Raw genomic sequence first — 11,867 nt, forward strand, 5'->3', positions numbered from 1 at the left:
AACCCCAGGAACGGGGTGAACCGCTCCCACGCGTTCTCGAACGCGGCGACCGTGTGCGGATTGCCCTGACCCAGATCGGAGGCCGCGAACGCCTCCAGCGCTGCCCTCGCCGCGTCCGCGTCGGGGGCTTGATAGATCAGCTTCAACGCGGCGGCGACGGCTTTGCGTTGCCCGTAGGAGACGAACCGCATTGACGCTCGGATCAGATGAACGACGCAGGTCTGCACGAGCGATTCAGGCCAGGTCGCCTCGATCGCTTCTGGGAAGCCGGTGAGCCCATCGCAGCAGACGATGAGCACGTCGCGGACGCCGCGATTGGCGAGCTCGGCGCAGACGGAGGCCCAGAACTTCGCGCCCTCGGCTTGCTGCACCCAGATGCCCAGGACGTGCTTGACGCCTTCCATATCGACGCCGACCGCGATGTGAGCGGCCTTGTTGCGCACGTGTCCGCCGTCGCGGACTTTCACCACGATCGCGTCCAAGTAGATGACCGGGTAGAACGCTTCCAGCGGCCGAGACTGCCAGGCAAGGACCTCGTCGGAAATCTCGTCGACGATCTTGGAGATCGTCTCGCGACTGATCTCGGTGCCGATCGTCGACGCCAAGTGGTGTTCGATATCGCGCACCGTCATTCCGCCGGCATAGAGCGACACGATCATCTCGTCCAACCCGCCGAGGCGACGCTGACCGACCGGCACCAGCCTCGGGATGAACGTCCCGTTCCGGTCCCGCGGGATCGAGAGTTCGACATCGCCAGCGACCGTCGAGACCGTCTTCGGGAACGAACCATTGCGGGAGTTGTCATGCAGCGGCGCCTCGGGATCACCACGCTCGTAACCGACATGTTCGGTCAGCTCAGCGCCCAGACCACGCTCGAGGCCCGTCTTGATCAACTGCTGGATCAACCCGTCCCTGCCATCGAGCTGCACCTCGCCAGCATCAATCTTCGCGAACAGATCATCCAGCACCCCCGACTCACGCAGCCGTCTGGCGCCTTCCTCCTGCCGCCGCCGTCGCTCCGCTCGAGCTTCTTTGTCGATCATGGTCATCAGCGTCGTCCTTCCATAAGAAGCAGACACCCCTTACACAAACGATCTGACACCCTCACCCTCGACGCTTTGGCTGCGGGGCTCATCTCGGCCGCGCACGTCCGGGCGATCGTCACCGCCGGGGCCATCATCGAAACGCCGGAGATGCGGGCCGAGTTCGAACAAGACGTGCTCCCGATCGCCTGCGCCCAGTCCGCGACGCGGCTGACACCGCTCGCGAAGCGGCGGGCGGAGTGGTATGCGGAAACCACGTTCGAGCAACGCCACCGCCGCGCGGTCGAAGACCGCGCCGTCTGGGTCACCGACCTCGACGACGGGGTTGCTGAGCTTCGCGCGCTCCTCCCCGCCGTGGTCGCACATGGCATCCACGACCGGCTCAGCGAAATGGCCCGCACCGTCATCGACGCCCGCCGCGGCGAAACGGGCACCGACACCGACCCGAGTGGATGCGGCGGCGACGGGCCCGCGAACGCCGCCGATGCCCGAACGACCGATCAGATCCGTGCCGACATCTTCGGCGACCTGCTCCTCACCGCCGCTCCCACCGCGCACGACGGCGGACCCACCGACCTCGGCGCGATCCGCGCCACCGTTCAGATCACCGTCCCCGTCATGTCGCTGATCGAGAAACGGATCACCGACCCCTACGAAACAGCGTTCCTGGTCGGGCACTCCCCCATCGACCCACAAACGGCGTGCATGCTCACCGCCGGGGCGGCCGGGTGGGACCGGATCCTCACCCACCCCATCTCCGGCCAGGTCCTCGCCGTCGACCGCTACCGGCCCAACCACGACCAGCGCAGACACCTCACCGTCCGAGACCAGCACTGCCGGTTCCCGGGCTGCCGGATGCCCGCCAAACGCTGCGACATCGACCACACCCTCGCCCACGCCCACGGCGGGGTGACCTGCGACCGCAACCTCGCCCACCTCTGCGAGGGACACCACACGCTCAAACACAACACCGCCTGGACCGTAAGGCAACACCCCGGCGGGGTACTCGAATGGACCAGCCCCACCGGACGCACCTACACCGACACGCCCATCAGCACCATCGAATTCGCCCCCGACCCCGAACACGAAATACCCGACGACCCGATCCCCACGACAGCGATGCGGACACCCGAAGAGCTCGACCCCGACGACATCGAGTTCGACGAGCTGCAGTTCGACCCGCTCGAGCTCATCCCGTTCTGACCACGCGGGTCACAGAGTCCCGAAGCGACCACGCAACAGTGGCTGGTCGAACGCGCACGGCGAGACGGTGGGCACGGGCACTTTCGCTACCCTCGAACGCATGGAACCCGACTGGATCGAGCACCGTCGCGCCGACGACGGCGAACGCGTGGGATGGATGAAACCCGTCGGTGACGGATTCGTCGCGATCGACCTGCTGGGCCGCCCGCGCACCGACGCCGTCGACTGGATGCACGCCGAAGAGACCCTCGACGCGCTCGGCATCGGATACCTCGCCAACCCCTACGAACTCCGGCTAGAAAACGGCGACTGGCTCCGCGTCCGGATCGCCGAAGTCTCCACCTCCGGCATCCGAGTCAAGAAGGATGACTACGGCGACATGACCGCCCCGCAGATCTCCTACTCGGTGCCCTTCCCCGCTCCCGAGGACCTGATTCGCCCGCTCGCGCGCTGAACCGCACCCGCACCGGCGACCCGCGACCCGCGACGCCACCACGACACCGCCGCAACGCAACCACGACGCCACCGCCGCGCCGCGGCACCCCACCCCGCTATCCGCCGTGCGAGTCCTCGCCCGCGCGCCACTCCCGCAGGAACTCCTCGCGGGTGAGCGCTTCCTCTGTCCGGCGGAGCATCTCGCGTGTCGCCTGCTGCCGGGGCCATACGGTTCCGTCTCGGAATGCCGCCGCGCTGGATGCGCCGTAGAGCCTCGCAGCGTCGGTGTACCTCGCCGCCATCGCGGCGAAGTCGGCGCGGTTCTCGTCGAAACCGCTGAATGCCCGGCCCCCGACCCGCTCGTGGAGTTCGCGGCCGCGGCCGACCCACACCTCGCCGAGTGCCGGATCCCGCGTCAGCAGGGCGTAGATACTGAAGAACGACGCGCAGATCGAGGCGGCGAAGGTGTTGTCCTGCTGCATCGCGCGCTCGTAGACCGCCTCCACGGCCTCGGGATCCGGGGGCACGGCGATCGTGGCGGACAACGCGTCGGCCACGACGGCGAGCTCCGCGTCGTGCGTCGCGTCGGCCGCTCCGCGGATGTCGCGGGTGAGGATTGCGACCATCTCCCGCTCCGAGCCGGTGAGCAGCGCGTAGGCCAGTCCGGCGAGCGCCCATGCCAGGTCCGCCGACCGTCGCGGGTCATCTGAGACCGCCATCCCGCCACGCGCCCGCTCGACATGCGGATGAGCGAGATCCGTGCGGCCCTGCAGCACGAAACGAACGGCGAGCGCGCAGTGCACTCCCGCCTCATCGACGGGATCGACGGAATCGACGGGGTCGACGCCGTCCGAGCCACGAAGCGCATCGGCGAGCTCCAGCCAGGTCAGACCTTCGACCAGTCGACGGCGCAGGTACCAGTACCCGGCGAGCCCGGTGACGAGGGCCGCACCCGCGGGCTTCGGCTCGTCCACGAGCACCCGATGCAGCGTCCCGCGAACCGCGTCATAGTCGTCGTCGACGGCGTCGTACCACGCGTCGGGGTCGGCACCGAAGAGTCTCGGACGACGCTCCACGAGGCTTCTCACCCACGCGTCGCGGGCGTCCTCGATGGCGGCCGTCTCGCCCTCGACCGTGAGCGCGCGTCGGGCGTGCGCTCGCACCGTCGCGAGCTGGCGGAAACGAAGACGACCCCGGGGAGTCGCCGGCGGGACGGGGACGAGGAGAGAGCGGTGCGCGAGGAACGACAGTAGATCCGGCACGGCATCGGCGGAAAGCGTCGGAATCGTCCCACGGGGCGATGATGCGAGAGCGGCAGCGACGTCGGGTGTGAAAGGTCCCGGGAGTGCTGCCAGGCGGCGGTGCAGCATCCGCTCGTCGGCACTGAGGGTGCGGTAGCTCCACTCGATGGCGTCGCCGACGCTGTCGTGATGCGCACCGGTCGTGCTCCGCAGGCGCCTCAGCCGACTCGGATCACTGGACGCCTGCTCCACGACGGCGGCGAGACCGTCGGTGCGCACGCGGGCTGCGGCGAGTTCGATCGCCAGCGGCAGGCCGTCGACGGCCGCGCAGAGCCGTTCCGCCTGGCCGCGGACGTGCTCGTCGATCGGGAGTTCCGGGACGGCCTCCGAGAGCCGGGCGAGCAGGAGCTCCAGAGCCGGCGCCGCCGCCTCGTCGGAGGATGCTTCGAGCGGCAGAGGCCCGAGCGTCCAGATCACTTCGCCGGGGAACATGACTGCCTCGCGACTGGTCATCAGCACCGCGCAGCGCGCCTCGTCGTCCGCCAGCTGCTCGACGAACGCGGCCGCGCCCGAGAGCACGTGCTCGCAGTTGTCGAGGATGAGGAGCACCCGACGCCGGCGAAGGTAGTCGACCGTGGAATCGACGGCGGAACCGACGACGCCGGGAGCGAGTCGCAGGGTGGATGCGACGAGTTCGGCCACGAGGGAGTCGTCGTCGATCGTCGCCAGATCGACGAACCACACACCGTCGGGAAAGTCGGATGCGAGGGTGTGTGCGACCTCGAGCGCCAGGCGGGTCTTGCCGCACCCGCCCACGCCCGTGAGGGTGACGAGTCGATGACCCACCACGAGGCGCGAGACCCGACCCAGGTCGCCCGTCCGGCCGACCAGCGGGGTCGTCCGGCGCGGGAGTGGTGTGCGAGCCGGTGGCATGGGGGACGGTGGCGTGCGGGACAGTGGCGTGCGGGACAGTGGCGTGCGCGGGGGTGTGGAATCCGCGGGGACCGCCACGACCGCGGGCCGCGCGACGAGTTCCGGATCCTGATCGAGGATGCGGTGGTGCAGCCGATCGAGTTCGACCCCCGGCTCGAGTCCGAGCTCGTCATCGAGCAGGGTGCGGATGCGCTGGTAGGCCTCGAGCGCCCGATCGGTGCGGCCGGCACGGTGGAGCGCCAGCATCCGCTGCGTCCAGAAGCGCTCGTGCAGCGGCGCGTCGCCGATCAGCCACTCCAGGTCGGCGAGCGCCTGCGGGTTTCGGCCGAGGTCGACGAGCGCGTCCACGCGCGTCGCCGCGACCTCGGTCCGCATCTCTTGAAGCCGGGCGACCGCCGCGCCGGCCCAGAGTTCGTCCGAGGCGGGGTCGAACGGCTTTCCGCGCCAGAGCGCGAGCGCTTCGTCGCAGTGCTGCAGCACGCGCTCGGGGTCGGCCGATGCGCTGAGCTCGCGGATCTCGCCCGCTTCGCGCTCGAAACGGAGCGAGTCCACCTCGTCCACCCGCGCGAGGAGCCGGTACCCCTCGACATCCGTGATCAGAACCTGCGCGGGCTGACGTGCCGGGCGGTGCGGCTCGAGCACCCGCCGCAGCCGCCAGATGTGGGACTCGAGCGTCGACGTGTGGTCGACGACGTCATCGCCCCACACGGCTTCCTGGATCTCGGACGCGGTGACGCGCTGGTTCGCACTCACGACCAGGCGCGCGAGGATGACTTGCGGGCGACGTCCGCGCAACGGCTGCTCGACCCCGTCGACCTCGACGGTGAGCAGTCCGAGGTCGCGCACCCGCATGGCATTAGTAGAGCACAGACGAACCGCGCGGCATCTCTCACACCGCGAAGACCTTGCGCAGTGCCCGCTCCTGTTCGACGGTGAGCGGCCGCATCGTGAGCTCTGCCGCGTCCGTGGGCGTGGGCCGCGCCCCACCCACTGAGGTCCCACCCGCTGGCGTGGGGCTGGCCGACCCGATGACGGATGCCACGGACTCGGCGCAGATCGCCGCGACCGCCGAGCCTCCGGGCTGCAGTCGTCGTCGGAGAGCGACGAGGGTGTCCCGATCCACACCGACGCCTTCGAGCGAGTCGTCGAGCGCGCGCCGCCGCGATCCGACCATGATCGCCAGCTCCGGGCCCGACACGACGATCCCGAACAACATGCCCCAGAACGCGGCGCCCAGGTTGCACACGCGCGCCACGCCCTGCAGCTCGCGCACCTGGGCCGACGCACGTCCGCCGGACCAGGTGACGACCACGCCGTCTGTGACGACGACGTCGCCGAGGATGCCGTCGGCGAGGCACCTCTCCAGGCGCCTCGCCCCCGCGGTGTCCGGGTAGGTCCACACGGCCAGCGCGCTCATGGCATGGTTCCGTCGGTGTCGCTCGTGTCGCTCGTGTCGACGATCGTGGGTCCGCGCATGAGTGCCTCCTCGGGTGAACCCCACGACTCTTGCGGGTCGCCCTCCAAGGCGGCTCCAACGACGGGGGCGATGCCGCTCACGGACGCGGCCGGCCACCGTCCGCGAGGCCGGCGAGGAACGCGGCGAGTGCGGCCGCGGCTGCGGGGTCACCGGCACTCGTCCAGTGGTTCGCTCCCGGCACCGTGACGAGGCGGGCGTGCGGGAGGGACTGCATCGCGCGGGTCGCGTGGCGGTACGGCACGTTGCGGTCCCGGGTTCCGTGAACGACGAGCACGGGTGCCGTGATTTTCGAGGCGGATCCGACATCGAACCGTCGTGCCTGATGGGCGTCGTTGGCCAGACCGTCGCGGCGATCGCCGATCGGGAACACCGTCTCGGCGATCGCCAGGGCGGCGTCCACCGATCTCGCGTCACGCGCCCCGCCGACGAGCAGCCCCGGAGACCGACGCAGTCTCCGCAGCAGCGCCTCCCCCACCGCGCGCCACGACAACGGCCCGTGGAGCAGCGGCCACGCCGGGATCCGCATCGGCGCACCGACCGCCGACCAGAGCACGAGACCGCGGACGCGGCCGGGGTGACGCGCCGCCAGCGCGCGGGCGGTCATCCCGCCGCCGGAGACACCGAGCACGACGGCACGGTCGACCTCGAGCCCGTCCAATAGGGCGACCATCGCGTCGGCCTGCTCGATCGGCGTCCGCCCGACGGACAGCGGGGTTCCGAGGTATCCCGGGCGAGACGGGGCGATGACTCGGGCGTCGAGTCCGAGCACGCGGGCCGCCGCGACGCCCTGATCGGAGCCACCCGGCGTCCCGTGCAGGAGCAGCAGCGGCATCCCCCGACCGTTCTCGCGGTACTCCACGGGCCCGGCTGACGTGGCGATCGTCGGCACTCCCGATCCTCTCGCTGAACCGCCGGCTCGGAGTCGGCACCGGGTAGCCGAGCGCATCCCCAGAGAGTCGGGCAGTCAGGAGTGTAGCCACCTTCCCTCCCGAACGGGCGGCCTCTCCTCCACGCGGATTGGAGACGGATTGGATCGGCTCCGTGCACTGTCCTCATGGCGCACGAGGCGCCTCACCCGGCAGCACCGTCCGACCCCATACCCACAGAGGAGAGCTGGCATGAACGCCCATCGAGACCCCCGAGAATCACTGATCCCCACTCGACCACGCAAGAGTCTGCGCGCGATGGCCGCGGCCGCGACGGTGGGCCTGGTCTGCGCCGGAGCCGCGGTCGTGTCGAGCCCCTCTGCGGCGACCGCCGCCGACTCGATGGTCTTCCAGGTCGACGGCGAGACGGTGCAGACCTTCACGGTGCTGCCGAACATGGCCTCTCTGAAGTTCGAGGCCGCGGGTGGCGGCGGCGGGCCGAGCGGCGGCTACACGACCTCCGGCGGATCGTGGGGCGCCCTCGTCACCGGCACCATCACACTCGAGCCCGGCGACGAGCTTCTGATCTCGGTGGGCGCCGCAGGCGAGCCCGCGAGCGGCTGGGATGACGCAAGCAACCCGCACCCGCCCCTCGGCGGCTGGGGCGGTCTCGGAGCGAGCGGCGGCAACGGCGCCTGGGACAGCCTGGAGGAACGCACGAGTGGTGCGGGTGGCGGCGCAACGACGATACAGCTCGTGCGCGGAGGCGTGACCACGACGATCGCCGTCGCGGGCGGCGGGGGCGGCGCGGGTGGATCCAGCAGCGACCCCGACCACTTCGGGCTGGGCGGCAACGCAGGGTATGAGGGCAGCTGGACAGGCGAGGACGGGCATCACGGCACGGTCGGACCTCTCGGAGGCAGTGGCGGTGCCGCCGCGGGTGCGGCCACGAGTGAGGGCGAGTCGGGCCACGGAGGCACCGACCTCGGCGGGAGCGGCGGAGGCGGCGGCGGCGGCGTGAAAGGCGGTGCCTGCGGGGGCGGCGCTCAGGGCGTCTCGGCCGGCGGTGGAGGCGGCGCAGGCTCGTCCATGGTCGACTCACTCGTCACGGGCGCCTCGATCGAACCAACCGGCGTCGACTTCTCGACCAACGGATGGGACTACCCGCCGAACGGATGGGTCGAGGTGTTCGTCACCTACAAGCCGGTCCCGACCATGAACGTCGCCATCGAGAACACGTCCGTCCCCGAGGGAGGGTCGATCGGCTGGGTCGCCGCATCCCTCCCGGACGATGCCACGGGAACCGTCGACTTCAGCGACGTCACGAACGCTTCCTCCCCGATCCCGCTCGGCTCGGCGACGGTGAAAGACGGACTCGCCATGCTGGCGCAGACATCCGTCCCCCTGAGCGGGCTCGGCACGCACACGATCCAGGCCGCCTACTCGGGAGATCCCGCGTACTCGACGACAACGGCCACCCTTCCCGTCAACGTCAGTGCGAACGATCTCGCGCTCGGCAAGACCGTGACAGCGAGCAGCTCGTTCGAGGCGAACGGATGGTCCGCGCAGTACCTCACCCAGGGCAACATGCAGAGCGAAGTCGGTCACTACGGATTCACGACCGACCCGGCCTCACCGACGCAGGACGCCGAGGCCTGGGTGTCGGTCGACCTCGGCGCCGAGCAGAGCGTGGGCGGCGTGATCCTCGTCCCCCGTTCGACGACGGCGACCGACCCGGCGAACGTCGATGGCGCGGGGTACCCCCAGTCGTTCCGCGTGGACGTCTCCGACGACGGGGCGACCTGGACGACCGTCGAGACCTACACGAACCAGACCGGCGACCGTGGTGCCCGGACGTACGTCTTCGACGAGGCCGCGACCGGCCGCTACCTGCGGGTCTTCGTGACAGAGCTCGGGCCGGAGGCTGCCGGTGATGACGGCTACCGCTTCCAGCTCGTCGGGCTCCAGGTCTACACGGATGTCCCGACCGCCGCCCCCGCGTCGTTGGACGTCACGATCGATCCCGCCGATCCGTCGGCTCCGGTCGTCGACGTCGAAGCGCTCGATGTCTACGGCGTACCGACGGGTCAGTCCTTCGGCTGCGACGTGGCCCTGACGAGCAGCGACATCGTCGACCGCGTGCTCCCCGCCGCGGACTGCTCGTCGTGGACGGTCGAGCTGGACGAGCTGAACCCGGCATCGCGGACCTTCACGGCGACGCTGACGACGGATCCGTCCGTCACCGGAACGGCCGAGTACGAGCCGCCCAGCGCGCCGGACGCACGCGCGGCCACGGTCGTGACCGTCCGCGACGCTCGCGTGGTGGGCGACTCCGGTGTCGTCATCCACGCGGATGTCGCGGCGACGGCGACCCGGATCAGCGCGGCCGCCGTGCCCCAGGGCACGATGCGCGTGCTCGAGGGCGACACGGAACTCGTGCGGGCCGACGTGCAGGAGGGAACGGCGACGCTCGCCGTCGAGAACCTCCGGCCGGGCATCCACAGGCTTCGACTGGAGTACCTCGGCAGCGCGGAGCACCTGCCCTCGTCCGCCGAGGTCACGATCCAGGTGCGACGAGCCGACACTGGCGTGCCCCGTTCCGCCGCCGCACCCCGTTCGGCGGCATCCTCGCTGGCGGTGACCGGCGGAGGAGCGAATCTCGAGGCTCTGGGAGTCGCCGCGGTGATCCTCGTCCTCGGCGCAGCCTCGCTCGGATGGGCGACCGTGCGTCGCACGCGGGTCCGGGCGGAGGACGCCGTGCACGACTGAGAAGGATCGTGAGCTCGTCGGGATCGTGTGCGGGTCGGTGCTTCCGGGCGCCGGCCCGCACACGCGTGTCACGGGAGCGCTGCGGGACGCGGGGACCCTCGCCGGTCACACGGATGGCGCGGCGAGGGGAACCTCGGTGACCTCGATCCAGCTGCAGTCCCCCATGTGCACCGTGTTCCGGCACAGGTACGGGGGCACGGGCAGGTCGTAGTGGCCGTAGCCCTGGCTCGGGTCGAGCCTCAGCAGGTCGCTCCGACTCGCGATGTCGAGCCGCAGCTTCTCCCCCGGCTTCAGGTGCGTGGGGCCCGGGGTCAGGCTGAAGCGCAGGGTCACGGGTTCGCCGGGGACGAGCGGGATGCGCCGCCCCGAGTCGATCGCGATCTCGTTCCGCGTCGAGCGGGCCGCATCCTCCGTGGGCGCCGCCGGCCGGATGGCTCCCATCGACAGGTGGTGTCGATCGCCCTGCGCATCGATGCGCGACAGCCGCGCCATGACGTACGAGTCGATCTCGTTGCAGCTGAACCGCAGGTTGGCCGTGACGGGGCCGGCGAGCCGGATGTCGCGGTCGAACGAGATCTCGTAGCCGAGCGACTGCACGGCGACGTCGTCGAGTCCGCCGATGACGGGCAGGCCCAGCGGCACGGCGACCCACGTGTTCGTCGACGCCGTCGCGGGCTCGGGTGTCAGCCGGTGCAGGGCTTCGTCCTCGCCCGCCGAGGCGAGGTACAGGCGCGTGAGCGTGCCGTCGAGGGGCGGGAACGCGCTCGCGGTGCCGAACTCGTCCGCCCCGTCGACCCAGTAGCGCACGTGCGGCTGACGCGCGTAACCGTTGTCCGTTCCCCGCAGCACGTGGTCGAAGAACGCGAGCGCCTCGCCCTGCCACTCGTACACCGGCAGGTCGTACTGCGCCGGCCCGACGATCATCCACTTCTGGTCGTCGGGGGTGCCCGCGTTCTCGAACAGGTCGTAGGTGCCGAACTGGTGCACGTTGAAGTGCGCGAGGTTCTGCACGGCGACGAACGGCACCTCGATCTGCCCGAGCACCCCCGTCGAACCCTCGGGGATCGTCGAGGTCTCGCGGGTCTTGCCGTCGAACACCCAGTTCACGTACATCCGGCGCACCGCCTCGACCGGCATGGCCGACATGAACGAGGCAAACATGCGATTCACGTTCTTGTGCACGATCTTCTCGAGCAGCGGATGCAGCATCCCGTTCGTCACGTGACTGATGAGCGCCCTGCGGCCCTCCGACATGCGCTCGTCGTACTTCTCCCGCGTGAAGTTGGCGCCCATCCAGAGGTTCAGGAAGATCAGCCCGGGCACGCCGCCGAACGCGACCAGGTGGCGGTAGAAGTCGGTGCACAGTTCGTTCGCGAAGAACGCCCGGAGCGCGGGAGGCCGACGCGCGGCCACCAGCGGCTGGACCATCCCGTAGTACGACGTGCCGAAGAGCACCACGTCGCCGTTGCACCACGGCTGCGCGGCCGCCCAGGCGATGACCTTCTCGTGATCATCCACGTCCTGCGGATCGAAGAAGACGACCTGCTCGCCCGTCGAGCGCCCCATGCCGCGGCGCTCGACGACGACGGGGCAGTAGCCGCGGTCGGTGAACACCGGGGGCGAGCCGATCTCGTTCGTGCCCGTGGGCAGCCCCGCCGTGTGACCCTCGGTGCTGTAGCCCGCGAAGCAGACGACGGCGGGATAGCGACCCTCGCCCTTCGGCAGATAGACGTCGGCGTGCAGGCGCACACCGTCGCCGACGTCGATGAACTGGTCGAGCAGCGCCCGATCGCCGAGTCCCTGCATCGCGACGGCCGTGGGCGTCCAGCCCGCGTACTGCGGGCCGTAGGTGGAACCCTTGAGCGGAAGCGCGTGGTCGTCGTGGCTCATCTGTGGACTC

At 70.2% G+C, this 11,867-nt stretch carries 9 protein-coding genes; 3 read left to right on the plus strand and 6 right to left on the minus strand.

The features are described 5' to 3' along the window. A partial coding sequence (locus tag C2868_RS08340; RefSeq protein ID WP_258034422.1) for an IS256 family transposase occupies positions 1-1,043 on the minus strand: 1,043 nt, incomplete at its 3' end. A 75-nt stretch (positions 1,044-1,118) separates the two neighbouring features. On the opposite strand from C2868_RS08340, the gene C2868_RS08345 reads away from it, so the two are divergent. After that, positions 1,119-2,246 (plus strand): HNH endonuclease signature motif containing protein, encoded by a 1,128-nt coding sequence (locus tag C2868_RS08345; RefSeq protein WP_181003396.1) that lies wholly within the window; start codon positions 1,119-1,121, stop codon positions 2,244-2,246. A gap of 100 nt (positions 2,247-2,346) precedes the next feature. Then, a complete protein-coding gene (locus C2868_RS08350; RefSeq protein WP_100810572.1) occupies positions 2,347-2,700 on the plus strand; it encodes a hypothetical protein in 354 nt (117 codons plus the stop codon). 97 nt (positions 2,701-2,797) lie between these two features. Here C2868_RS08350 and C2868_RS08355 read toward each other — a convergent pair whose 3' ends face one another. The 4 genes from C2868_RS08355 to C2868_RS08365 are packed head-to-tail and all read right to left on the minus strand — an operon-like array spanning position 2,798 to position 7,221. Further along, the gene (locus C2868_RS08355; RefSeq protein ID WP_103663127.1) at positions 2,798-5,707 is read right to left on the minus strand and encodes a BTAD domain-containing putative transcriptional regulator; all 2,910 of its coding nucleotides are present in this window, start codon (positions 5,705-5,707) and stop codon (positions 2,798-2,800) included. A 37-nt stretch (positions 5,708-5,744) separates the two neighbouring features. Next, positions 5,745-6,272 carry a DUF1269 domain-containing protein gene (locus C2868_RS08360; RefSeq protein WP_103663128.1) on the minus strand — a complete coding sequence of 176 codons (528 nt, stop codon included), beginning with the start codon at positions 6,270-6,272 and terminating at the stop codon, positions 5,745-5,747. Beyond that, positions 6,269-6,412 carry a hypothetical protein gene (locus C2868_RS17410; RefSeq protein ID WP_181003397.1) on the minus strand — a complete coding sequence of 48 codons (144 nt, stop codon included), beginning with the start codon at positions 6,410-6,412 and terminating at the stop codon, positions 6,269-6,271. The genes C2868_RS08360 and C2868_RS17410 overlap by 4 nt, the downstream gene beginning before the upstream one ends. Continuing rightward, positions 6,409-7,221, minus strand: coding sequence for an alpha/beta fold hydrolase (locus C2868_RS08365; RefSeq protein WP_181003398.1), 813 nt, complete (start codon positions 7,219-7,221; stop codon positions 6,409-6,411). Before C2868_RS08365 ends, C2868_RS17410 begins: the two co-directional genes overlap by 4 nt. A gap of 229 nt (positions 7,222-7,450) precedes the next feature. On the opposite strand from C2868_RS08365, the gene C2868_RS08370 reads away from it, so the two are divergent. Continuing rightward, positions 7,451-9,967 (plus strand): discoidin domain-containing protein, encoded by a 2,517-nt coding sequence (locus C2868_RS08370; RefSeq protein WP_103663130.1) that lies wholly within the window; start codon positions 7,451-7,453, stop codon positions 9,965-9,967. Between the two features lie 105 nt (positions 9,968-10,072). On the opposite strand, the gene C2868_RS08375 is transcribed toward C2868_RS08370, so the two are convergent. Continuing rightward, entirely contained in the window at positions 10,073-11,857 is a 1,785-nt protein-coding gene (locus C2868_RS08375; protein WP_103663131.1) for a CocE/NonD family hydrolase, read from the minus strand. Positions 11,858-11,867: the final 10 nt, after the last annotated feature.

The organism is Microbacterium sp. CJ77 (assembly GCF_002911615.1).
In the GTDB taxonomy this organism is placed as follows: domain Bacteria; phylum Actinomycetota; class Actinomycetes; order Actinomycetales; family Microbacteriaceae; genus Microbacterium.

Coding starts and splice junctions, on each gene's coding strand:
- C2868_RS08350 (WP_100810572.1), top strand. CDS start 2,347: ATGGAACCCGACTGGATCGAGCACCGTCGCGCCGACGACGGCGAACGC.
- C2868_RS08355 (WP_103663127.1), bottom strand. CDS start 5,707: ATGCGGGTGCGCGACCTCGGACTGCTCACCGTCGAGGTCGACGGGGTC.
- C2868_RS08360 (WP_103663128.1), bottom strand. CDS start 6,272: ATGAGCGCGCTGGCCGTGTGGACCTACCCGGACACCGCGGGGGCGAGG.
- C2868_RS08370 (WP_103663130.1), top strand. CDS start 7,451: ATGAACGCCCATCGAGACCCCCGAGAATCACTGATCCCCACTCGACCA.
- C2868_RS08375 (WP_103663131.1), bottom strand. CDS start 11,857: ATGAGCCACGACGACCACGCGCTTCCGCTCAAGGGTTCCACCTACGGC.